Here is a 24151-nt window from a genome sequence, read left to right as displayed (position 1 = left end):
ATACCGCCTCGCGGCCGTCTCTCTGATGTGATCACAAGGAGAAGAAGACCCGCCTTGATACGCAACAAACTCGAACACTCCTGGTCGGTGCTCCAGCACAAGGCCGTTGACGCGGTGAACCGGGCCCGGGATCGCCACATCCGGCTGGCGGTCACCGGCCTCTCTCGCAGCGGCAAGACCGCGTTTATCACGGCGCTGATCAATCAACTGGAGCACGCGGCCATCGACGGCCGTCTGCCACTCTGGGACGCCCAGCGCCAGGGACGCATCCTCGGTGCTCGCCGGGTGCCCCAGCAAAACGCCCACATTCCCACCTTTCCCTATGAACGGGGCCTCGATGCCCTGTTTGGCGATCCGCCCGCCTGGCCCGCGCCGACCCGGGGGGTGGCCGAGGTACGCCTCGAGATCCGCTATCGCACCCGCCATCCGCTGCGTCGGCACCTGGGGGAGATCTCCACCCTCTATGTGGATCTGGTGGATTATCCCGGGGAGTGGCTGCTGGATTTGCCGCTGCTGGATCTGAACTACGAGCAGTGGAGCGAGCAGGTGCGGGAGCAACTGCGCCGTCCCGAGCTGCAAGCCCTGGCGGCAGGCTGGTTGACGCCGCACTGGCAGGCGGATCAAGCCTTCGAGGAGCGGACCGCCAGCGAACTGGCCGCCCGCTACACCGATTATCTGCACGCCTGCAAGCAGGCGCTCGGGCTTCACCTCATCCAGCCCGGGCGTTTCGTGTTGCCCGGCGAGTATGCCGGTGCGCCGCTGCTGCAATTCGTGCCCTGGGTGTGGGAGATGCCCACACACTCCCCCGAAGACGGCACCCTCTACGCCACCTTCAAGCAGCGCTTCGAGCAGTACAAGCAGCATCTGGTACAGGGCTTCTATGAGCAGCACTTTGCAGGCTTTGATCGCCAGATCGTGCTGGTGGACTGCCTGGCGCCCCTCAATGCCGGTGCCGCGAGCTTTGGTGACATGCAGCAGGCCATCGCCCGCATCATGGAAAGCTTCGCCTACGGCAAGAGCAACTGGTGGCGCCGCCTCTTCTCCCCGCGCATCGACAAGCTGCTGTTTGTGGCGAGCAAGGCCGATCACGTCACGCCGGAGCAGCACGGGCCTCTGGTGTCGCTCCTGCAGCACCTGGTGAGCCGTGGCCGGGGTCAGGCCCGCTTCGAGGGGATAGAGACAGAATGCCTGGCGCTCGCCGCCATCAAGGCCACTGAGGTGGGCAAGGGGGTGGCAGACGGACGGGAATTTCCCGCCATTCGTGGCACTACCCTCTCGGGCGAGCCCTTGCTGCTCTTCCCGGGGGAGGTGCCTGCCCAGATCCCGCCTGCGCAGTGGTGGAAAACTCAAGGGTTTGATTTTCAGGCCTTTCGCCCGCTGCCTATGAGCGCCCATCAGGCGCTCCCCCATATCCGGCTCGATGCGGCGCTGGAGTTCCTGCTCGGGGATCACCTCGAATAACGGGTGGGTGACCCGCTGTGCTCGAGGGGCGCCCACAGGAGAGAATGCGATGAACGATCAGACAAGATGGCGCACCGATGACGCCGCTCCCCTGCAAGGCAAGGTGACGCTGGAGCCCGCGCCCTCGGTGGCAAGCGAAGTGCAGCCACCGGCCCCGGCCCGGCGGCTGGAAGAGGAGAGCTTCGAGCCTCTGGAGGCGCTGGACGAGCTCACCGAGGTGGAACCCGCGCTTAACGTCAGGCCTCGGCGCCGCCATCGTCTGCTGGCCTGGGGGCTGGGCGGGGTGGGGCTGCTGTCGCTTGGCCAGTTTGGCGCTTTTCTGGTGGATCAGTTTGCCGCCTCCCCCTTCTGGGGCGGGGCCTGGCTGCTCGCCTCCGGCCTGGTGGCGGTGGGCACCGCCGGGGTGGTGGGGCGCGAATGGCTGCGGCTGCGCACCTTGAAGCGACGCCAGGATGTGCGCTCAAGAGCCGAGGATCTGCTGGCCCATCAGGGGGTCGGTCAGGGGCAGGCCTTCTGCGAGGCCCTTGCCGAGAAGAGCGGTGACAAGGGACGGGAAGGGTATCGCACCTGGCTATCCCAGCTTGACGAGAGCCACAGCGATCGGGAAGTGCTGACCCTCTACAGCCAGCTGGTGCTCACCGAGCGGGACAAGCTGGCCCAGGCCCGCGTCGCCAAATGGTCAGGGGAGGCCGCCGTGCTGGTGGCCCTGAGCCCGCTCGCCACCGTCGACATGATGCTGATGCTCTGGCGCAACCTGCGGATGATCGAGGACATCGCCGATGTCTATGCCATCGAGCTCGGCTACTGGAGCCGCATCCGCCTCATTCGTCAGGTGTTTCGCAACATGCTCTATGCGGGGGCCACCGAGCTGGTGACCGAGGTAGGGATGGATCTGCTGGGCGCCGAGCTGACCGCCAAGCTCTCCGCCCGCGCCGCCCAAGGGGTCGGGGCCGGGTTGCTCACCGCGCGCCTCGGGATGCGTACCATGGAAGCCTGTCGTCCGCTCCCCTGGTGTGCCGACGAGAAGCCGAAACTGGGCGAGCTGCGCAAGCGGCTGATCGGCCAGTTGGCGGGTTATCTCAACAAGTCGTGAGGTGGCTGGCACCCGACATGGATGTCACAAATTATTTACAATTGTCAAAAGCAGCCGACCCCGGGGTCGGCTGCTTTTTTGAGGGGCAAACCGTTACAGTGATCCCATGACTCAACGGCCAGTGACCGCCCGGATGGCGGCTGGCACCCGAAGGATGGGAGCACTCATGGCAAGTCTCTACACGGCCCGCCAACCGGATGGGCAGGGCAGGATCCACTACACGGACAAGGAGCACGGCACCTGGCGGATCCTGATTGCACGCCAGCTTGCGGCGCTCGATGGCAAGGCCTGCGACGAATACCAGGCCGGATTGGCACGCCTCGGCCTGCCTCTGGACCGCATCCCCCAGCTGGGCGAGATCAATGCCGCCCTGATGCCCGCCACCGGCTGGTCGGTGGCAGCGGTGCCGGCCCTCATCTCCTTTGATCACTTCTTCGCGCTGCTCGCTGATCGCCGTTTTCCCGTCGCCACCTTCATTCGCCGCCGGGACGAGCTCGACTACCTGCAAGAGCCCGACATCTTCCACGAGATCTTCGGCCACTGCGCCATGCTGACCAACCCGGCCTTTGCCCACTTCACCCACCTGTATGGTCGGCTCGGACTCCATGCCAGCAAGGAGGAGCGGGTCTATCTGGCGCGGCTCTACTGGTTCACGGTGGAGTTCGGTCTCCTGCAAGGGGAGGAGGGGCTGCGCATCTACGGCGGCGGCATTCTCTCCTCCATCGGCGAGACCGCCTATGCCCTCTCGGGCAAGCCCGAGCTGCAACCCTTCGATCTGCTGGAGATCCTGCGTACCCCCTATCGCATCGACATCATGCAGCCGACCTATTTCGTGCTGCCTCGTCTCGATACCCTCTATGGTCTGGAGGGGCAGGGGATCATGGCGGCCGTGGCCGAGGCCCGTCGTCTTGGCCTGCGTCCACCCCGCTTTGCCCCCGTTGCCGGCAAGCAGGCGAGCTGACCCGTATTCATTCCCACGATGTTTCATGAAAGGAGTCCCGAATGACTGAACTGGCGAGTCAACGATGCGAGGCGTGCCGCGCCGATGCCCCCAGGGTGAGCGATCAGGAGCTGGGGGAGCTGATGCACCTCATCCCCGACTGGCAGCCCCTGGTGGTCAACGGCGAGCTGCAACTGCGTCGTGAATTTGTGTTTCGCAACTTCAAGGAGGGGCTGGCGTTCACCAACCGCCTCGGAGAACTGGCGGAGGCGGAGTTCCATCATCCGGCGATCTTGCTTGAATGGGGCAAGGTGACCGTGAGCTGGTGGACCCACAAGATAGGCGGCTTGCATCGCAACGACTTCATCATGGCAGCCCGCACCGACGGTCTGATGAAGTAACCGCCGTCTGGCGCCAACGCAGACAGGGCCTGTCCGGTGAAAGCGGGGCAGGCCCGCATTTTTGTGGGGGAGCGCTCGCACTGGCGGGATCGAGTCTGTATTATCCCGTTATTCAGAATGTTAGCTAGGAAGTGTGTGCCGAATGCGTCTTGAAGTCAGCTGTGAAGACCGTCTGGGCCTGACCCGGGAATTGCTCGACCGACTGGTGGAGCACAACATCGATCTGCGCGGCATCGAAATCGATACCTCAGGCATCATCTATCTCAATTTTCCCGAGCTGGAGTTCCGTGACTTTCAGCATCTGATGCCGGAAATTCGCCGCATTCCCGGCGTCTATGACGTCAAGACCATCCCCTACATGCCCTCCGAGCGGGAGCACCACGAGATAGAGGCCCTGCTCAAGGCGCTGCCGGACCTGGTCTTCTCCCTCGACAGCAAGGGGCGGGTGACCCAGGCCAACCAGGCCGCCCTCACCACCCTTGCGTTGCCACCGGACGAGGTGCGCGGCGTGGCGATCTCCTCCCTGGTCAAGGGCTTCTCGTTTGGCCGCTGGCTGGAGTCGGGGGAGATCAAGCCCCAGACCTGCAAGCTGAGCCTCGGTGGCGAAGAGTACCTGGGCGATCTGATGCCGCTGTTCGTGGCCGAAGAGAAGGGCAAGCAGGCTCTGGCCGGCGCCGTGGTGGTGCTCAAATCCGCCCGCCGGGTCGGCATGCACTTCAGTGCCCTGCACGCGGTGGAAGTGGGGGGCTTTGAGCACCTCCAGGCCGAGAGCCAGAAGATGAAAGAGGTGCTGGTCCAGGCAGCCAAGCTCGCGATGCAGGACGCTCCCTTGCTCATCGTGGGGGAGACCGGCACCGGCAAAGAATTGCTGGCCCGGGCCTGCCACGGCGCCAGCCTGCGCTCCAGCCACCCCTTCATGGCGCTCAACTGCGCGGCCATGCCGGACAACGTGGCCGAGAGCGAGCTGTTCGGCTATGCCCCCGGCGCCTTTGGCAACAACACCGAGGGCAAGCGCGGGGTGCTGGAGCTGGCCAGCGGCGGCACCCTGATGCTGGACGAGATCGGCGACATGTCCCCCCATCTGCAGACCAAGTTCCTGCGGGTGCTGCAAGATGGCGTGTTTCGCCGGGTCGGTGACGAGCAGGAGGTGAGGGTCAACGTGCGCTTCATCTGCACCACCCAGAAGCAGTTGCTGGATCTGGTCCATGAAGGGAAGTTTCGCGAAGATCTCTACTACCGCCTCAATGTGCTTAGCCTCAATCTGCCGCCGCTGCGCGAGCGCAAGGCGGACATCATGGCCCTGGCCCAGCAGTTCGTGTCGCGCTTTGCGAGCGAACTGCAGCGCCCGCGTCCGCGCTTTACCCGCAACATGGCCGAGTACCTCACCGCCTACCGCTGGCCCGGCAACGTGCGCCAGTTGCGCAACTGCCTCTATCGGGCCATGACCCTGCTGGAAGGGGACGAGATTGGACCCGAGCACGTGGACTTGCCGGTGGCGGCCGATGCCATGCCGCTCATCGACGAGTGGTTCGAAGGGGGGCTCGACGAGGCGGTGAAGCGTTTCGAGAGCCGCCTGCTGGAGCGGCTCTACCCGGCGTTCCCCTCCACCCGCCAACTGGCCAAACGGCTCGGTGTCTCCCATACCGCCATCGCCAACAAGTTGCGCGAATATGGGATTGGCAAGAAGTAGTGTCGATGGACAGTGTCTGCCTGGGGCATTGAGCGCCTTGCAGGCACGGCTGCGACACCCGGTGACGCAACCGTGCCACTTGCCTCTGGGGGCTGACCACCTGGCTGGTAAGCTCGGTGCGGTGCCATGCAGGCACTCTCATCATGGGCGTCGGGTGACCCCGGCGCCGACCTTGACACTCTCGCGGGCACCATGCAGATGTTTTGTTACCTCCGGTTACTGATGTGGCTGGCGCCACTGTGCTGCATGCTGATGCTGGCAAACCAGGCCATGGCGGCAACCTCCGCCGAGGCGCGCAGCGACATGGTGCGCCAGACCGTGCTCGATATCCTCAGTTACACCCGCTGGCCTAGCGAGCCCGCCAGACTTCGGCTCTGCATCACGGCACCGACGGAATATGCGTCATCCCTTCTGACCATCGAACGGCAGGCCAATGGCCGACCGGTGGAGGTCCATCACTACGACATGGACGACGAGGCGCTGATCCAGCGCTGTGACGTCATCTATCTGGGGGGGCTGGCACCGGCGCAGCGCCTCTCCCTGTTCGAGCGCCTGCGCGGTCACGCCATCCTCAGCATCAGCGAGCAGAGCCGCGAGTGCATCGCCGATGCGGTCTTCTGTCTGCAGGCCGGGGAGGAGAGGGTGCGTTTTCGGGTCAATCTGGATGCGCTGGCCCGCAGCGGTGTGCGAGTGCACCCGGCCGTGCTCAAGCTCGCGCGAGCCGATGAGGAGCTGCGATGATGGTCCATCACGCCACTCCCCGGCTTACCCTGCGACAGAGTCTGGGGCGCACCCACATGATGATCTCCCTGACTGCCGTCTGCATGGCCGGGCTGTTTCTGACCGTCACGGCGCTGCTGGCGCTGCGCCTTTATGCGGATCACAACCTCAAGCTGGTGGCGCGGGCCATCAGCTACACCACTGAGGCGGCCGTGGTCTTCCATGACAAGGAGGCGGCACTGGATGCCCTGGAGACCATCACCTCCCGGGAAGACATAGCCAGCGCCAGCATAGTGCTGCCGGACGGCCAGGTGCTGGCGAGCTGGCGCCGGGACATCACTACCCCCTGGACCACCCTGGAGCAGCATCTGGCCCGCCTGATCCTGCCGGGGCCCGTGGTGCTCCCCATGGTGCGCGAGCACAAGGAGATAGCCAGGGTGCATCTGGTCGGTCACGGCCAGTACCTGTTGCGATTCCTGTTGCAGACCTTGCTGGCTACCCTGGTGTGCCTGCTCATCAGTATTCTCGGGGCACTCCATGTGGCGCGCCGGATGCAGCGCTCCATCACGGCACCCCTCAAGGCCCTGACCGAGGTGGCTTACAACGTCAGCCGCCAGCGGGCTCTCAAGGAGCGGGTGCCGGCGGCCAATATCGCCGAGCTGCACGAGCTGGGTGAGGATTTCAATTCGCTGCTCGATGAGCTGGAAGCCTGGCAGGCCCACCAGAAGCGGGAGAACGCCAGCCTGCTGCATCAGGCAACCCATGATCCCCTGACCGGTCTGCCCAACCGCGCTCTGTTCGAGGCTCGCATGGAGCAGGCCATCCTGGCAGGCAACAAGGGGCATGAAGGTTTTGCCCTGCTCTATCTGGATTGCGATCGTTTCAAGCAGATCAATGACAACCTGGGCCACAGCATCGGCGACGAAGTGCTGATCTCCGTGGCGCGGCGGGTGCAGCATCAGCTCAGGCCCCTGGATCTGGTCTGCCGGCTGGGGGGAGATGAGTTCGTCATCCTCCTGACCCCGATCCATGGGGAGGACGAGGTGCGCGAGGTGATAGGGCGAGTGCAGCAGGCCATGAACACCCCCGTGGTATTGAGTGACGGTCGCCATCTCGGGGTGGGGATCAGCATCGGCTCTGCCCGCTATCCCGAGCAGGGGAAGACGGCGGATGCCCTGCTGCAATGGGCAGACGACGCCATGTATCAAGCCAAACGACAACGCAGGGAGGAGAGAGAAACACGAAAAACGAGCACGTGAAGTTGAACCGGAAATAGTGAAAGGATGATAAGAATGCGCATGTTGAACCCGATCAAAGCGGGCCTGGTGGCACTGTTGCTGAGTGTGCTGGCGGCGTGCCAGAGCCCTCCCCAGGGGCTCACGGCGGAGCAGATCGCCGCCTTGAAGGAGCAGGGCTTTCACCTGACCGACGAGGGATGGACCCTGGATATCTCCAACAAGGTGCTGTTCGCCAACAATGTGGGGGCCCTCAACCCCGAGACCCGCCAGGTGGTGGAGAAACTCGGCAAGGCCCTGATTGAGGTAGGACTGAACCGGGCCCGGGTGGACGGTCATACCGACTCCAACGGTGATGAGGCCTACAACCAGCAACTCTCCCTCAAGCGGGCACGGTCGGTGGCCGATGTCCTGGTGTCGGTGGGCATGCCCCAGGGGAACCTGGATATCCGCGGCCGCGGAGAAGAGGCGCCCATCGCCGACAACGCGACCGCTGCCGGACGAGCGGAAAATCGCCGGGTTGCCATCATCATCGGCAATGGCTGACCCCGTCAGCCGGTATCGGCGCGGCGCTCCCGTCGGGAGCCTTGAATCAACCGCCTGATCCTGTGTGTGCCACCACTCTCCAGTGGGAGAGTGGCTCTCTTCCCTTGTTGTTTCACGCCTTCCTTGCCTGACGCGCTGCTGCCCTGATGGGGACAGAGTGACGGCTCAATCCTTCCCGACTTGATCCAGCACAAATACCTGCAACTGATATTCGTTATCATTTGCGTTATTTACGCAGGGTAACCCCAGTGACGACTCTCCAGCTTTCTTCGACCATGACAGGGCTTTGTACCCCGGATCCCCTTAAATTCGCCTTCACCGCCAAGACGTCGGCCCATGCCAGCCGGGGAGGGGCCGCCCCCCTGATGCTGGACGATGCCGGCTGGCAAGCCTGGTGGCAGCATGAGAGCGAGGCCAAGGCCCGAGCGCTCTATATCCATATCCCGTTTTGCCGCAAGCGCTGCAGTTTTTGCAACTTCTTCGAAAACGGCGCCAATCCGGCGCGCATGAGCCGCTACATGGAGGCACTCTGCGGGTCGCTGCACCAGGCAGCCGAGACGCCGCTCGTCCAGAGCCGGCCTTTTTCGGCGGTCTATGTGGGGGGCGGCACGCCAACCGACATGGCGGCGGGCGATCTCGCCCGCCTGGCCAGCGCCATCCGCCGTTTTCCCCTGACCGTGGATGCGGAGCTGACCCTGGAGGGGCGGCTCAACGGCTTTGATGACGAGAAGTGGCAGACGGCCCTGGCGGGCGGTTTCAACCGCTTCTCGTTCGGCGTGCAGAGTTTTGATACCCGCGTGCGCCAGCAGGCGGCCCGCTTCGATGACAGGGAGACCTTGCTGTCCCGGCTGGCGGCGCTGACCCGCCACAACGAGGCGGTGATCGTGGCGGATCTCATCTTCGGTCTGCCGGGGCAAGATGAGGCCGTGTGGCGCCAGGATATCGCGGATGTGATGGCGAGCGGGGTGCACGGGGTGGATCTCTATCAACTTATCTCCATGGCGGGCACCAACCTGGCGCGCGCCGACGAGAAAGGCACCCTGGGCTGGGCCGCCGATGGCCAGCAGCGGGCAGTCATGTATGCCGACGGGGCACGGACGCTGGAGGCGGGGGGCTGGGATCGGCTCTCCTGCAGCCACTGGCGGCGCACCGATGCCGAGCAGAGCCGCTACAACCAGATGGCCAAGTGGGGCGCCGAGATCCTGCCCTTCGGCGCAGGGGCGGGGGGCAACATTCACGGCCACGGCCTCATGTATGGCCGGGATCTGGCGCCCTGGCATGAGGCGCAGGCGAAGGGCGTGCGTGCTCCCGGCATGGTGATGAGGCCCAATCCTGATGCCCGTCTCGACGGCCTGCTGCGAGGAGGGCTCGACACCGGATGGTTGGCGTTGTCTCAATTGCCACAGGGGCTGGTCTCCCACTTGATGCCGCTCTTTGAGGCCTGGCAGCGACACGGGTTGGCACGGCTCTCGGCCGAGCGTCTCGCCCTCACCCTGGCGGGGCGTTTCTGGAACGTGAATTTGCAGGCCGGGTTGTTTGAATACTTACAGACCAACCCGCTGGCGGGGTCGGATACGGCGTCTGCCGATCCGGCGCAGGCGGTGCGCCATTCACTGGTGTGAGTGCGCTGGCCGAGAGGGCCGGGCAAAGAGGGGATGATAGACAAGGGGGGCACTTGATGTGCCCCCCTTGTTCGTTATGGCTGGTGGACCTCGTCCACCCGCACTCGCAGCGCTCCCTCTGCGAGGGTGGTGATCAGGGTCTGGCCTGCATTGACCTGGGATGCGCGGCGGATCACCTCCCCGGAGGGGGTGCGCACGATGGCGTAACCGCGCCCCAGGGTGGCCAGCGGGCTGATACCGTCGAGGCGGGCTCCCAGCATGGCGAGGCGGTGGCGGGCGAGATCCTGGCGTTTTGCGATGAGGGCATGGAGGCGCTCCTCGGCAAGCTGGTGGCGGCGCTTCCCGGCGGCCAGCGCCTTCTCGGGGCTCTGGGCTTGTAAGCGCAGCTCGAGGTTGGCGAGGCGCCGCTCCCCCTGGTGCAGGCGATCACGCAGGTGCTGCTGCAAGCGGCGGTCGAGCTCGTCGAGGCGCTGGGACTGCTGCTCCAGCCGTCGCTTGGGATCCTGATGATCGAGCCGCTTCTGCAGCAGGACGAAGCCATGGCGGGCGGCGACCTGGTGACGGCTCATGGCCTGGGTGAGCCGCTGGCGCAGGTGCACGAGGCGCTGGGCGCGGGTGCTCCTGTCAGGCGCCACCAGCTCGGCGGCGGCAGAGGGGGTGGGGGCACGAAGGTCGGCGGCAAAGTCGCTGATGGTGACGTCCACCTCGTGTCCTACGGCGCTCACCACGGGGATGGCGGAGCCTGCGATGGCCCGTGCCACCGCCTCTTCGTTGAAGCACCAGAGATCTTCAAGGGAACCGCCGCCGCGTCCGACGATGAGCACATCCACCTCGGCGCGGCGATTGGCAAGCATGATGGCCGAGACGATCTGGGCGGTGGCGGCGCTCCCCTGCACCTGGGTCGGGTAGATGAAAACGGGCAAGTCCGGGGCGCGGCGGCGCAAGACGGTCAGCATGTCGTGCAGGGCGGCGCCGGTGGCGGAGGTGACCAGCCCCACGGCGCGGGGTTCCCGGGGCAAGGGGCGCTTGCGCCCTTCGTCAAAGAGCCCTTCGGCACCGAGGCGGCGCTTGAGCTCCTCGAAGCGCAGGGCCAGCATGCCATCCCCGGCGGGCTGCATGGACTCGATGATGAGCTGGTAGTCGCCCCGGGGTTCATAGAGGGAGACTCGCGCCTGCACCAGCACCTGCATGCCATCCTGGGGACGGAACGGCACCCGGCGGTTGTTGCCCTTGAACATGGCGCAGCGCACCTGGGCCGACATGTCCTTGAGGGAGAAGTACCAGTGGCCGGAACTTGGCATCGCGAGGTTCGAGAGCTCCCCGGTCAGCCACACCAGCCCCAGATCCTGCTCCAGGATCATGCGCACGGCGCTGTTGAGGCGGGTGACGGTGAAGATCTGCTGTTGTCTGCTCTGACTGGCGGGTTCGAGGTGATTCAAGGCTGGCCCTGCTGTGGTGTCCGCCGGGGCGGGAGAAACGATGGGGGTCATCTTACCCCAGTTGCGCCCATCTGCCGAGCCATGGGCCCGGCAGATGACGCGGAGCCTAGGCTTGTGCCTTGGCCGACTTGACGGCTTTGGCGGGGCTGGTGACCAGCCAGACCGCGAGGCAGACTACGGCGCCGCCGAACACGAAGCCGCCGGTGAGGGTTTCCCCCAGCACCAGATAGCCCCAGAGGATGCCGAAGGGCGGAATGAGGAAGGTGACAGTGAGGCTTCGCAGGGGGCCGATATCGGCGATCAGCCTGAAATAGAGCAGATAGGCGAAGGCGGTGCAGAGGAAGCCGACCGCCAGCACGCTGGCCCAGACGTCAGGTTGGGCCCAGTCGACGGCGGGGCCGGTCGCCAGGGTGTAGCCGAAGAAGGGAAGCAGGAAGAGGACGGCCCCTATCTGGCTGCCAAAGGCCACCAGTTTGGCGTCCAGGCCTCCCCGCTCGGTGACCCAGCGCCTCGTCAGAAAGCCGGCGCAGCCATAGCAGGCGGTGGCGATGAGGCAGGCCAGCACCCCGATGGCCAGTTGGCCGCTCAGGTCGACCTCCCCGGTGGTGGTGATGAGCCCGATGCCCACCAGCCCCAGCATCACCCCGGCCCACTTGCGCAAGGTCAGCGCCTCGTGAAAGAAGGAGAAGCCGATGAGGGCGCCCATCAGGGGCGTGGTGGCGTTGAGGATGGCGGAATACCCTGCGGGCAGCCAGAGGGCCGCCACGGCATACATCAGGAAGGGGACGCCGGAGTTGATGATGCCAAGCACCATGATGGATTTGAGCTTGCCCTGAAACTGCATGGGAGTGCACAGCAGCAGGAGCATGGCGGCGAGCCCGACGAGGGCGAAGAAGACCCGCAGGAAGGTGGTGTTGACCGAGCCAAAGGCGGGCGCCGCGATGCGCATGAACAAAAAGCTGGCGCCCCAGATGGCCGCCAGCACCAGCAGCCTCAGGTAATCCGATGGTCTCATCTTCTCTCCTTGAAATGGCGGGGCGGCCTTGCATCATGCAGGGCAGTCCCGCCGCTGGCAACCGGGTATAGGGGGGGCCAATAAACAAGGCACCACCTGGGTGATGCCTTGTTACACGAGTTGCTCTCTTCCTGGCCATCACTCGCTTTCAGGCTGGCTGACGAACGCTATCTTGTGTAACCCGTGCTGGGAGGCCTGTGCCATCACCTTGGCGATGGCGCCGTACTCCACGCGCTTGTCGATGCGCAGCTGGATCTCGGGGATCTCCGGCTTGGCCTCGCTGGCCTTGACCATCTCGGCGAGCAGCGCCGTCTCATCGACCTGCTTGTCGTTCCAGTAGATCTTGCCGGCACCGTCGATGGAGAGGATCACATCCTCCTGCTTGGGCTGATTGACCTGGCTGCTGGCCTCGGGCAACTCGAGCTTGACCGCGTTGGTGAGCAGGGGGGCGGTGATCATGAAGACGATGAGCAACACCAGCATGACGTCGATCATCGGGATCATGTTGATCTCACAGAGGGGCTGCTCGTCCGATTCCCCGGGAAGTTTGCCGAAAGCCATTACATCTGCCCCTGCTTGGCGCTGTCGACGGCGGCCAGTGGCGTCACCCTGGAGGCGCTCTGCTCCACGCCGGTCACCAGCAGGGCGAACAGGTCGTAGGCAAACTCGTCCAGCGCCGCGAGTTTGAGGCGGTTGCGGCGCACGAAGAAGTTGTAGATAAGCACCGCCGGCAGGGCGACGGCGAGACCGAAGCCGGTCATGATGAGGGCCTCACCGACCGGGCCTGCGACCTTGTCCAGGCTGCTCTGGCCCGCGGCCCCTATGGCCAGCAGGGCGTGATAGATGCCCCAGACGGTGCCAAAGAGCCCGATGAAGGGGGCCGCGGAGCCGACGGAGGCGAGGAAGGCCAAGCCGTGCTCGAGGCGGATCCGCTCCGCGCTGATGGTCTGGCGCAGGGCGCGCAGCAAGAAGTCGTCGGGGGAACCCAGCTTGAGGGAGGCGGCCCGTCCCTGGGATCGCTCAATCTGGGCAACCGCCGTCAGTGCCGCACTCGTTATCCTGCCGCAGGCTTCTTCAGGGGGCGTCTGGGCGAGCTGGTTCGTCATCGCCTGCACGCTCTCATGGTGCCAGAAGGCCCCCAGGAAACGGGCGTTCAGGCGCTGCTCGCGATGGTCAAGCCAGAGCTTGAGCAACCCGTAGTAGCAGGTGCCGAGCGACATCAGTACCAGCAGGATCAGCGGGATCAGGCCCACCCCGGTGTTTTGGCTGAGCAGATGCGTTATGCCCATCCCGCTCGTTTCGATTTCCGGATTCATGGTTAGTTTCCTAGCTTGAAAATAATGGTAACCCCTGTCCAGGCTGGGACGGCGGTATTGTTCTGTTTGGCTGGAATGAAGCGCCAACGGCTGACGGTCTTGCGGGCGACCATGTCCAGGCGTCGATGACCACTGCTCTGCTCCACGTCGACCGACTCGGCGGTGCCCTCCTTGCTGACTCGGACCTTCAATACCACGCGCCCCTCTTCTCCCCGTCGGCGTGACTCCGGAGGGTAGGGAGGCTCGGGGTTGTTCAGCCTGGCATCCCGTGCGATGGGGGCACTGCTGCCGGCCCCGGCCCCAGTCTGGCGGGACTTGGTCGGCGGCGCACTGGCGCCACTCGCGCTCTGGGTATTGGCCGCCGTCTGCGGGGTAGCAGGCGCAGAGGGCTCGACCACCGGCTCGGCCCTGGCCAATGGCGCTGGTTTGGTCATCGGTACTGGCTTGGGCTTTGGCGGAGTGGGCGCCGGTTTGGGAGCCGGTTTCTTGACGACCGGCTTGACCACTTTCGGCGGCACAGGTGCCGGTTTCTTCACCTCCCGAGGGGGAGCCGGAGTGGCCGCTGGCGCCGCCGGCTTGGCCGGTGCGTCATCTTTGTCCGACTCGCCGGCCCAGCGGGCAGACAAGGTGATGGGCTCGGGGGGCGTGACGGGGGCGGGGCGGCTGCCTTGCATCAGCCAGAGGAGGGCGAGATGCAGGGCAAGGGCGACGGCCAGGCAGGCAAGGTGAACCGGGCCAAATGCCGGCTTGTCGCGGCCAAAGGTCGGCCTCATTGCGCAGGCGTCCATCAGCCTGCCTTCTCGCTGGTCGTCATATTCGTACTCGAATGTCGATGGGATTGGCCCCGAAACCGGGCCTCGGCGCCCAGCATGCGCCATCGGATAGCCTGCAAACAAGAAACATTATCAATCGCGTTTTAATCAGGTGCGTCAGCGCCAGGGCCGCCCCGAGCCATGATTGGAGGCGAGAAAGGGAGCGCCTTCGGGGCAGACACGCCCAGGGACTGTCCATGTCAGGGGGGCGCCACAGCGGGTCGCGCCGCTCTCTCCCTCGCTCAAGCAGAAATGAAAGCGCTATCAATCACATCTGCATTATCCACGGAGCGATTTCGGTCACATTTCATACGTATTGGCCATGAATCGACCAGTGCACGCCCTAGACTGGCGTGACTCATTCGAAGGCGGGACGTTGCGGATGGGGGAATGCCGGGACACACCGGCATCACACACAAACAATGAAAATAAAGGACTATCAATGGCTAGATGGATACTCGCGGCCGGATTGTTGGGAACCCTGATCACGGCGCCGAGCACGGCGGCGGAGTGGTTCTTCCGGGGCACCGCGAATGGATGGGCGGCGACCGCCATGACGTCGACGGACGGCGTCAATTTTGATACCTGCCAGCGCTTCGTGAGCGGGGATGCCAGCGGCGGCCCGCGCTTCAAGATAGACAGGTACGGCAACTGGCAGCAGAGCTACCCGGCGGCCGACTACGGGGTCAATGCCAACACGGCGTACCAGATCCGCATCAACGCGAGCACCCAGGCGGTGAGCGCGACGGCGGTGGCCAGTTGCGAGGCCTCGGGGTTTGCCAGCACCTTGCCGCAGCTCAACGTGCGCGGCACCTTCAACGGCTGGGCCAGCCTCCCCATGACCCTGGTAGGGGATCACCTGTGGCAGGTGGAAGCCTACCTGGATGGCAAGGCGAGCCAGCGCCTCAAGTTTGATCAGGCTGGCGACTGGGCCGTCAACTTTGGCGACAGCAACGGCGACGGCGTGCTGGAGAAAAGTGGCGGCGACATCTTCTGGAGCACCGTGGGCACGGTGCGCATCCAGGTCAACGATCAGACCCTGGCCTACAGCATCACCCCCCTTGGGGATGACAACCAGCCGCCGCTCGCGGTCATCACCCCGGGGGGGACGGTGAACGTGACCCAGGGGGCGTCGCTCACCTTGAGCGGCAGCGACTCCACGGATCCCGACGGCCAGATCGCGAGCTATCTGTGGAGCAGCGGCGAAACCACGGAGAGCATCGTCGTCAACACCACCCAGACCGGCACCTTCACCTATGGCCTCACGGTCACCGACGATCAGGGCGCCAAGGGCAGCAGCAGCGTGAGCGTGGTGGTCGGGGTAGGACAGAGCAGCGATAGCTGGTACTTCCGGGGCACGGCCAACAACTGGGGGCTCACCCCCATGACCAGCGAGGATGGCACCATCTTCTGCACCGAGCAGGCCTTTGGCAGCAACAACCCCCGCTTCAAGATTGACCACAAGGGGGACTGGACCGAGGCGTATCCGGCCCAGGATTACCTGGTCAGCGCCAACACCAGTTATCGCATCTGTTTTGACAGCCTGCGCAAGGCCATCGAGGTGGAGACGCTGGCCGGGGCCGATCTGCAGGCCCCCACGGTGACGGCCACCCCGTCCCCGGGGAGTTATGTGGACAGCCAGTCCATCACCCTGGGAGTGAGCGACGATCAGGACAGCGCCCCCGCCGTGCATTTCACGACGGACGGCAGCCAGCCCACCACGGCATCGGCCCGCTATGCAGGCCAGCCCCTGCTGGCGAGTGACAAGGGGAGCGGCACCGATCTGGTGATCCGCACCCTTGCCATCGACGCCAGCGGCAATCAGCGCGAGCAACGCTTCGAGTACCGCATCGGCGAGCAGGGAGTGGCGAGCGGCGATTTTCGTGCCGAGAGCATCTACTTCCTGCTGACTGCCCGCTTCTATGATGGCGATGCCAGCAACAACTACTACAACCGGGATCGCTACAAGGCGGGGGATCCCCAGTGGCGTGGCGACTTCAAGGGGTTGATCGCCAAGCTCGACTACATCAAGGATCTCGGCTTCACCGCCATCTGGGTGACGCCGCCGGTGGAGAACCGCTCCGGCCTCGACTACCACGGCTACCATGCCTACGATTTCTACCGGGTCGATCCCCGTCTGGAGTCGCCGGGGGCGGGTTACCGGGAGTTCATCCAGGCGGCCCACGCCAAGGGGCTCAAGGTGATCCAGGATGTGGTGCTCAACCACTCGAGCCAGTACGGTCTGCGCGGCAAGACCTGGATCGATCGCCTGCCCGTCAAATACTACGTACCGGCGGGGTCGAGCCAGGGACTCATCAACAATGGCCCCTATCAGGGCAATCTCGGGGACTACGCCAGCGCCAACCGCTGTGACGACGACAACCCGGTGGCTCCCGACTGGTACAAGGCTCGCTGCCAGTCCGATCCGGCGGGCACCCAGCCCCTGGTAGACCCCAAGACCGGCGCCACCGTGCCGAGCGCAGGCTACAACCCCAACCGCTTCTTCGGCATCGACGCCCAGACCCTGGATCCCGCCTGGTATCACCTGGACGGTTTCATGTCCGGCGGTGACTGGGAGAGCCCGCTCGCCCTGCAGCGCAAGCACATGGCGGGGGACTGCATCGATCTCGCCACCGGCAACCAGAACGTTAAGGACTACCTCAACGGCGCCATTCGTCAGTACCTCGACATGGGGGTGGATGCGATTCGCATCGATACCTTGAAACACATCGAGCGGGACGAACTGCTGACCTATGTCCATGACTGGCAGGCCCACAAGCCGGGGCTGTTCGTCTTTGGCGAAAACCTGGTCAAGGGCACCGGATGGGGCTCTGAGCTGGCCAACGACAATGCCTCGGCGGTGATCCGCCCCTGGTGGTATACCCGCACCACGCCGAACCCGGCCAATCCCCGTGCAGGGGGCGATTCCGGCCTCTCTGTGCTGGACTTCTCGCTGTTCTCCACCTTCCGTGACAACGTCACCCGGGGGAACTTTGGCGGGGTAGGGGGGATCTTCGCCATGGATTGGGTCTATGGGGATGCCACCAAGCTCATCACCTTCTTCCAGAACCACGACGTGGGGCCGGACAATGACTTCAAGTACCGCTACGGCGGGGAAGAGGGGAATGCGGCCATGACCTACAACCTGCTCTGGACGGCGCGGGGGATCCCGACCCTCTACTACGGGGAGGAGGTGATGTTCCAGGCGGGCAAGCCCCAGGACATCGACGGGGCCACCATGACGGTGGATCAGACCGGTCGTGCCTACTACGGGGAGGTGCTGGACAACCCCGCCACCCCGAGCCACCCGCTCTATCAGCACATCAAGCGCCTGAACCAGATCCGCAAGGCGGTGCCCGCCCTGCAAAAGGCGCCCATGAGCCAGGTGAACGAGTGGGGGAGCGGCATCAGCTTCGTGCGTGATCTGAGCGCCCAAGGGAGCTACGCTGCCGTGGGCCTTGCGGCCAACTCGGCCCAGCAGATAAACCTGAGTGGCCTGAAGAACGGCACCTACACGGACGCGGTAACCGGTGCGAGCCAGAGCGTCAGCAACGGCAGCCTGAGCTTTGCGGTGCCCGCCTATTCGGCGCGGGTCTGGGTACTGAACGGCCCAGGCAAGGTGGGCGCGGACGGCAAATACCTCAAGTAAGGAAGCCCTGTCACAGGGTGCAGCGAGTCGGCCTTCGGGCCGACTTTTTTATTCTGCCTTCTGCCTTCTGCCTTCTGCCTTCTGCCTGAATGGATGCCCCATCCTGATGGGACTCTGGCTGCGGAGGGGCTGATGGATGGACAGACCTGTGGACTCGCGACCAGCACGCTCATGGGCAGGGGGCTAGAGGGAAGGGGAGTGGTGCATCCGCCGCCCGAGTCACTCCATGCTCTGCATATTGCAGTGCTCATGGCAGTGAGCAAAGCGGTGCCCATGTCGCCTTTGCACCGCGGTGCAAGGCAAACCGTGCCACTCGGTTGCTCTATATTGGTGCAACTGCACTTTATTGGTGCGTAATGTCCACATCCGCCCCTGGAGCCCGCCCCGAAGAAACACACCGTTTGGCCCCCGGATTTCCCCCATGACAAGCATCATCCATGCTGAAAAGCGGCATCGTATCGACATGATCTGCCGAAAAACCGGGCTGTGAAGGGGATAGCACGAGGCCTTTTTCGGTGACTCGGGTAAACATGCTGCGCCACTGTGATGGCCGATCACGGAAGTGGTGCATTCGACCTGCATATTGCGCATTTATCGGAATTTAAATCCGATTATTTATGTTATCGCGGACTCTTGTTTTGATTGGCGCTCTTTTTGCTGTGCCTTGTCATCCCCATGATGGCGACATTAGGGGGCGGGGGAGCGCAAGATTGGGGGGGTGGGGACGGCAAGGTGATCGGGTCGCCGCCATCAGCCCCAATGCGGCCTGGTTGTCGGGCAACGGATGCCACCATCACATCGGATCTAAGGAGTCATATGGAAGGTGAAATGACCATGCAGCCAGCGGCTGCGGGCAGGGGGCTGGCCCATACCCTCAAGGACGATGTCTACGGCATGGTGCTCGGGGTCATGTTCATCGCCGTGGGGCTCAATCTGCTCAAGTGTTCCGGCATGATCACCGGCGGCATCGCGGGCATCGCCCTGCTGATCGCCCATGTCAGCACCCTGCCCATCGGCGTGCTCTTCTTTCTGGTGAACCTGCCCTTCATGGTGTTCTGCTACGTCACCATGGGGCGCGCCTTCACCCTCAAGACGCTGATCGTCAACGTCGCCCTCTCGGCGGCCACCCAGGCGGTGCCGCTGCTACTGACGGTGAGCTATGTCCATCCCCTGTTTGCCGCCCTGGTGGGGGGAACCTTCCTCGGCATGGGGGTCTTGTCTCTGGCGCGCCACAATGCCTCCGTGGGGGGCACCGGCGTGGTGACGCTCTGGCTGCAACGGCGCACCGGCATCAATGCGGGAAAGAGCCAGATGGTGCTGGATGTGCTGGTGTTTGCGCTCTCTCTGCTCACCCTGCCGCTTCCCCTGCTGCTCTGGTCAACCCTGAGTGCGCTGGCCATGAACGCCATGCTGATGAACTGGCACAAGCCGGGCCGCTATCAGGGGAACTGACCGCCGGTCTGGCTGACGGCTGAGAGGGAAAAAAGGTCGTTCCGGGAGACTGGCGGCAGAAAGGGGCTCAACGGCAAAAAAGATCATCTTGTCGGGAAAAACGGCATGGTTACGGCTGAATTTATTGGTTTTTTGCCCTGTTGGTGGCGTTAAATCGGGCTACGCCATAAAAAATTCAAAAAACTTCTTTACCACTGCCCAATGCATGAGTAAAATTTGTCGGCAATATTTTACACCCCCACTCCTCAACGGTGAGATATTGCCATGCTCAGGATTGCCAAAGAAGCGCTGACCTTCGACGATGTACTGTTGGTTCCAGCCCACTCCACTGTTCTCCCCAATACCGCCGACCTGCGTACCAAGCTCACGTCTGCGATCACGCTGAATATTCCGATGATCTCCGCTGCCATGGACACAGTGACCGAAGCCCGTCTGGCTATCGCACTGGCCCAGGAAGGCGGTATCGGCTTCATTCACAAGAACATGTCCATCGAGCAGCAGGCTGCCGAAGTGCGCAAGGTCAAGAAGTACGAGAGCGGCGTGGTCAGCGACCCCGTTACCGTGCGCCCTGACATGACCATCGCCCAGATCAAGGAGCTGAGCCACAAGAACGGTTTCGCCGGTTACCCCGTGGTGACTGACGGCAACCAGCTGGTGGGTATCATCACCGGCCGTGACGTGCGCTTCGTCATCGATCTCTCCCAGACCGTCGAACAGATCATGACCCAGAAAGATCGTCTGGTGACCGTGCGTGAAGGGGCCCCTCGTGAAGAGGTGGTGGCTCTGATGCAAAAGCACCGCATCGAGAAGGTGCTGGTGGTCAACGGCGACTTCAAGCTCAAGGGCATGATCACCGTGAAGGACTTCCAGAAAGCCGAGCGCAAGCCCAACGCCTGCAAAGACGAGCGTGGCCGTCTGCGGGTCGGTGCCGCCGTCGGTGCCGGCGCAGGCAACGAAGAGCGCGTCGCCGCCCTGGTGGAAGCCGGTGTGGACGTGCTGCTGATTGACTCCTCCCACGGCCACTCCCAGGGCGTGCTGGATCGCATCAAGGCGACCCGTGAAGCCTATCCTGACCTGCAAATCATCGGCGGCAACGTCGCCACCGCCGCTGGCGCCAAGGCGCTGGTGGAAGCGGGTGTCAACGCCGTCAAGGTCGGTATCGGCCCGGGCTCCATCTGTACTACCCGTATCGTGACCGGCGTGGGCGTGCCCCAGATCACCGCCATCTCCGACGCCGTCGACGCCCTGGAAGGCACCGGCGTGCCGGTGATTGCCGATGGTGGCATCCGCTTCTCCGGCGACGTGGCCAAGGCCATCGCCGCGGGCGCAAGCTGCGTCATGGTGGGCTCCATGTTTGCCGGTACCGAAGAGGCGCCGGGCGAGATCGAGCTCTATCAGGGCCGCTCCTTCAAGTCCTACCGCGGCATGGGCTCTCTGGGTGCCATGTCCAAGGGCTCCAGCGACCGTTACTTCCAGACCGACAACGCCGCCGACAAGCTGGTGCCGGAAGGGATCGAAGGGCGCGTGCCGTACAAGGGCCGCCTCAAAGAGATCATCCACCAGCAGATGGGCGGCCTGCGCTCCTCCATGGGCCTGACCGGCAGCGCGACCATCGACGACATGCGCACCAAGGCCGAGTTCGTGCGCATCTCTGGCGCCGGGATGAAAGAGTCCCACGTTCACGACGTGACCATTACCAAAGAAGCCCCCAACTACCGGATGGGCTGATGAAACGGGGCTCTGCGCCCCGTTTTTCCACCCTTTTTTTATCCCGTGCTTTTTGTGACAACATCAGCCTGATGCAGGAATAAAATGACTAAAGACATTCACGCCCACCGTATCCTTATCCTGGATTTCGGTTCCCAGTACACCCAGCTCATCGCCCGTCGCGTCCGTGAAATCGGCGTCTACTGCGAGCTGTGGGCCTGGGATGTAACCGAAGAGCAGATCCGCGAGTTCAACCCGAGCGGCATCATCCTCTCCGGCGGCCCGGAATCCGTGACCGAGGCGGGCAGCCCGCGCGCCCCCGAGTACGTATTCAACGCCGGTGTGCCGGTGTTCGGTATCTGCTACGGCATGCAGACCATGTCCGAGCAGCTCGGCGGCAAGGTGCAGTCCTCCAACCTGCGTGAATTCGGCTACGCCCAGGTCGAAGTGCTGGGCCAGTCCGGCAAGACCAGCGCTCTCTTGCGCAACATCGAAGACGCCATTGCCGACAACGGCAATGCCCTGCTGGATGTCTGGATGAGCCACGGCGACAAGGTCACCGAGATCCCCGCCGGTTTCACCACCATCGCCCAGACCGCGACCTGCCCCCATGCCGCCATGGCCGACGAAGCCAAGCGCTTCTACGGCGTGCAGTTCCACCCGGAAGTGACCCACACCCGTCAGGGTGCCCGTATGCTGGAGCACTTCGTCAAGGACATCTGCGGCTGCGAATGCCTCTGGACCCCGGCCACCATCATCGACGACGCCGTTGCCCGCATCCGCGAGCAGGTGGGTGACGACGAGGTGATCCTGGGCCTCTCCGGCGGCGTGGACTCCTCCGTGGTCGCCATGCTGGTGCACCGCGCCATCGGCGATCGCCTGACCTGCGTCTTCGTCGACAACGGCCTGCTGCGCCTGAACGAAGGCCAGCAGGTGATGGACATGTTCGGCGATCACTTCGGCCTGAACATCATCAAGGTCGATGCCGAAGAGCGCTTCCTCTCCGCTCTCGCGGGCATCGACGAGCCGGAAGCCAAGCGCAAGACCATCGGCCGCGTCTTCGTCGAAGTGTTCGACGACGAGTCCAAGAAGCTCAAGAACGCCAAGTGGCTGGCCCAGGGCACCATCTACCCGGACGTCATCGAATCCGCTGCCAGCAAGACCGGCAAGGCCCACGTCATCAAGTCCCACCACAACGTCGGCGGCCTGCCGGAAGAGATGAAGATGGGGCTGGTGGAGCCGCTGCGCGAGCTGTTCAAGGACGAAGTGCGCCGCGTCGGCCTCGAACTCGGCCTGCCCTACGACATGCTCTACCGTCACCCCTTCCCGGGTCCGGGCCTGGGCGTGCGCGTGCTTGGCGAAGTGAAGAAAGAGTACTGCGACTTGCTGCGCAAGGCTGACGCCATCTTCATCGAAGAGCTGCGCAAGGCCGACCTCTACAACCAGGTCAGCCAGGCGTTCGCCGTCTTCCTGCCGGTGCGCTCCGTCGGCGTCATGGGTGATGGCCGCAAGTACGACTGGGTCATTGCCCTGCGCGCCGTCGAGACCATCGACTTCATGACCGCCCACTGGGCCCACCTGCCGTACGACTTCCTCGGCCACGTGTCGAATCGCATCATCAACGAGATCAACGGCATCTCCCGCGTGGTGTACGACGTCTCCGGCAAGCCGCCCGCAACCATCGAATGGGAATAAGCGGTTAACGCCTCTCCCAGCGGTAACGCAAAACTGTCAAAAAGGCGCCCTTGAGGCGCCTTTTCTTTTTCCAATCGTTTGCGAGAAAATTTTGCTCCTGGCGAAGGAGGTAAGGGCTCTGTTGCCAATGTTGTCGTGGTGAGTGCCTGGGGCGATCGGCAGAGCGTCATCTATCGCGTCCACATAGGGCGGCAGACTACGGTTTCTCCAGACGGGGGAGGGGGGAGCAACCCCTGTCCACCAGGTGCCATGTGGGCAATGGAGCCGGATACCCGCCGTATCGATGCCCCATCTTGATGCAAGAGGGTGATGCGAGCGGCTGATACGTCCCCCAAGATGGGGTAATTTCTTGATCTGGCTTGGGAAACGCCCACCTTCTGCTTTTTCTTGTCTCTCATGCTCGCTAGGATAGCCGTCTGGGTATGTCCTCTTTGTCGTCACCGATGAACCAGGCCAGAGACACCGAGTGGGTCAAAGGCAGCAAACTGGAGGCCGCAGGGCGGTAGCTTGGGTGTAATTTGGCAATGACACGAGCAGACCGAACGCAAGTGGGTGCCGCAACTGATGAAAGCATATGTACTCAAATACTAGGGACAGTTTACTAATATCATGATTTAAAATGATCTTTTATGTGGTTATGAAGATGAAACGGAGTTATATGGAAGGCTCTGCTATTGAATTAGTACCGCCTTCAATTTAATCCCTGTTTGGGCCAACAAGGAAATCGCATGAGCTTCGTAATTGAAACTGCAGCAGGTGCCTCGGCAGTTGCAATTGCCGATCTAATAAAGGAATGGTCGGCTCTTCGCGACGCAAAGAAAGAAGAAGAACTGAAAACGCCAGAGTGGCAAAAACTCGAAAAAGCTTATATCAACCATCTAATGTGGCGCTTCGAGTATCCGAAGAGAGTTTTCGATCAACAAATACTAGCCAATTGGATAATAACATTTGTTGTTTTAGCTCTTGTTGTCTCAGGATTGGTATTTTCATTTCTCCAACTACACTACGCCATAACCCTTGGTGACATGTCATCTCTAAATACAAACATTAAAATAGAAACCGCTGGGAGATTATCTATTAGTTCATCAATACTCGGAGCTATTACATTAGTAATTTCTCTAGCCTTTTTCGCCTTGTACCTCAAATATGTTTTCCAAATAAAGCACACCCATCCACCGCATGTGAGCTTTTCAGAAACAGATGCAGGGTCAATTTTGCGCGGTTCCAAATCAAATCCCGAAAAAACAAGCGAAGATGATGTGCATATTGTCAGCATACGAAATGGTTGAACCACTAACTAGTGGTTCACACCATTCGCTCTGTTCACCTGGGTGGGCTATATTTCGCCCCATTAATCA

Annotated in this window: 19 protein-coding genes; 14 read left to right on the top strand and 5 right to left on the bottom strand. The window is 63.1% G+C overall.

Annotated features, from left to right (window positions below):
- Window positions 1-54 precede the first annotated feature (54 nt).
- The 9 genes from AB5Y51_RS02895 (at window position 55) to hutW (ending at window position 9708) form a co-directional block, all read left to right on the top strand.
- The gene (locus tag AB5Y51_RS02895; protein ID WP_368178040.1) at window positions 55-1461 is read left to right on the top strand and encodes a YcjX family protein; all 1407 of its coding nucleotides are present in this window, start codon (window positions 55-57) and stop codon (window positions 1459-1461) included.
- 49 nt (window positions 1462-1510) lie between these two features.
- A complete protein-coding gene (locus AB5Y51_RS02890; protein ID WP_368178039.1) occupies window positions 1511-2554 on the top strand; it encodes a YcjF family protein in 1044 nt (347 codons plus the stop codon).
- 166 nt (window positions 2555-2720) lie between these two features.
- On the top strand, window positions 2721-3515 hold the full coding sequence (gene phhA, locus AB5Y51_RS02885; RefSeq protein ID WP_128314133.1) for a phenylalanine 4-monooxygenase: 795 nt from the start codon (window positions 2721-2723) through the stop codon (window positions 3513-3515).
- Window positions 3516-3556: 41 nt separating this feature from the next.
- Window positions 3557-3895: a 4a-hydroxytetrahydrobiopterin dehydratase gene (locus tag AB5Y51_RS02880; protein ID WP_010674539.1), complete on the top strand. Its 339-nt coding sequence runs from the start codon at window positions 3557-3559 to the stop codon at window positions 3893-3895.
- Window positions 3896-4037: 142 nt separating this feature from the next.
- On the top strand, window positions 4038-5585 hold the full coding sequence (gene tyrR / locus AB5Y51_RS02875; protein WP_049637169.1) for a transcriptional regulator TyrR: 1548 nt from the start codon (window positions 4038-4040) through the stop codon (window positions 5583-5585).
- A 198-nt stretch (window positions 5586-5783) separates the two neighbouring features.
- Window positions 5784-6326 carry a YfiR family protein gene (locus AB5Y51_RS02870; RefSeq protein ID WP_323135246.1) on the top strand — a complete coding sequence of 181 codons (543 nt, stop codon included), beginning with the start codon at window positions 5784-5786 and terminating at the stop codon, window positions 6324-6326.
- Window positions 6323-7564: a diguanylate cyclase gene (locus AB5Y51_RS02865; RefSeq protein WP_368178038.1), complete on the top strand. Its 1242-nt coding sequence runs from the start codon at window positions 6323-6325 to the stop codon at window positions 7562-7564. Before AB5Y51_RS02870 ends, AB5Y51_RS02865 begins: the two co-directional genes overlap by 4 nt.
- A gap of 33 nt (window positions 7565-7597) precedes the next feature.
- Window positions 7598-8086 (top strand): OmpA family protein, encoded by a 489-nt coding sequence (locus tag AB5Y51_RS02860; protein ID WP_010674543.1) that lies wholly within the window; start codon window positions 7598-7600, stop codon window positions 8084-8086.
- A gap of 275 nt (window positions 8087-8361) precedes the next feature.
- The gene (hutW, locus tag AB5Y51_RS02855) at window positions 8362-9708 is read left to right on the top strand and encodes a heme anaerobic degradation radical SAM methyltransferase ChuW/HutW (RefSeq protein ID WP_368178060.1); all 1347 of its coding nucleotides are present in this window, start codon (window positions 8362-8364) and stop codon (window positions 9706-9708) included.
- A 74-nt stretch (window positions 9709-9782) separates the two neighbouring features.
- Here hutW and xseA read toward each other — a convergent pair whose 3' ends face one another.
- The 5 genes from xseA to AB5Y51_RS02830 all read right to left on the bottom strand — a co-directional run bounded on the left by xseA (window position 9783) and on the right by AB5Y51_RS02830 (window position 14266).
- Window positions 9783-11147, bottom strand: a complete 1365-nt coding sequence (gene xseA, locus AB5Y51_RS02850; RefSeq protein ID WP_368178037.1) for an exodeoxyribonuclease VII large subunit — start codon at window positions 11145-11147, stop codon at window positions 9783-9785.
- Window positions 11148-11253: 106 nt separating this feature from the next.
- Window positions 11254-12162, bottom strand: a complete 909-nt coding sequence (locus AB5Y51_RS02845; protein ID WP_368178036.1) for a DMT family transporter — start codon at window positions 12160-12162, stop codon at window positions 11254-11256.
- A 138-nt stretch (window positions 12163-12300) separates the two neighbouring features.
- Window positions 12301-12723: a biopolymer transporter ExbD gene (locus tag AB5Y51_RS02840; protein ID WP_042881928.1), complete on the bottom strand. Its 423-nt coding sequence runs from the start codon at window positions 12721-12723 to the stop codon at window positions 12301-12303.
- A complete protein-coding gene (locus AB5Y51_RS02835; protein WP_368178035.1) occupies window positions 12723-13478 on the bottom strand; it encodes a MotA/TolQ/ExbB proton channel family protein in 756 nt (251 codons plus the stop codon). The genes AB5Y51_RS02840 and AB5Y51_RS02835 overlap by 1 nt, the downstream gene beginning before the upstream one ends.
- A gap of 2 nt (window positions 13479-13480) precedes the next feature.
- Complete coding sequence (locus AB5Y51_RS02830; protein WP_323902079.1) at window positions 13481-14266, bottom strand: energy transducer TonB; 786 nt, start codon at window positions 14264-14266, stop codon at window positions 13481-13483.
- 466 nt (window positions 14267-14732) lie between these two features.
- Here AB5Y51_RS02830 and AB5Y51_RS02825 point away from each other — a divergent pair, with 466 nt between their 5' ends.
- The 5 genes from AB5Y51_RS02825 to AB5Y51_RS02805 all read left to right on the top strand — a co-directional run bounded on the left by AB5Y51_RS02825 (window position 14733) and on the right by AB5Y51_RS02805 (window position 24082).
- Window positions 14733-17939 (top strand): alpha-amylase family glycosyl hydrolase, encoded by a 3207-nt coding sequence (locus AB5Y51_RS02825; RefSeq protein WP_368178034.1) that lies wholly within the window; start codon window positions 14733-14735, stop codon window positions 17937-17939.
- An 816-nt stretch (window positions 17940-18755) separates the two neighbouring features.
- Window positions 18756-19391 (top strand): YitT family protein, encoded by a 636-nt coding sequence (locus tag AB5Y51_RS02820; protein WP_010674548.1) that lies wholly within the window; start codon window positions 18756-18758, stop codon window positions 19389-19391.
- A gap of 264 nt (window positions 19392-19655) precedes the next feature.
- On the top strand, window positions 19656-21119 hold the full coding sequence (gene guaB, locus AB5Y51_RS02815; protein WP_010674549.1) for an IMP dehydrogenase: 1464 nt from the start codon (window positions 19656-19658) through the stop codon (window positions 21117-21119).
- An 84-nt stretch (window positions 21120-21203) separates the two neighbouring features.
- Complete coding sequence (guaA, locus tag AB5Y51_RS02810; protein WP_010674550.1) at window positions 21204-22793, top strand: glutamine-hydrolyzing GMP synthase; 1590 nt, start codon at window positions 21204-21206, stop codon at window positions 22791-22793.
- Between the two features lie 728 nt (window positions 22794-23521).
- Window positions 23522-24082, top strand: a complete 561-nt coding sequence (locus AB5Y51_RS02805; protein WP_368178033.1) for a hypothetical protein — start codon at window positions 23522-23524, stop codon at window positions 24080-24082.
- The last annotated feature ends 69 nt before the right edge of the window (window positions 24083-24151 follow it).

The organism is Aeromonas sp. R7-1 (assembly GCF_040908115.1).
Lineage (GTDB): Bacteria > Pseudomonadota > Gammaproteobacteria > Enterobacterales > Aeromonadaceae > Aeromonas > Aeromonas caviae.
This window is presented reverse-complemented; position numbering and strand designations above follow the sequence as displayed.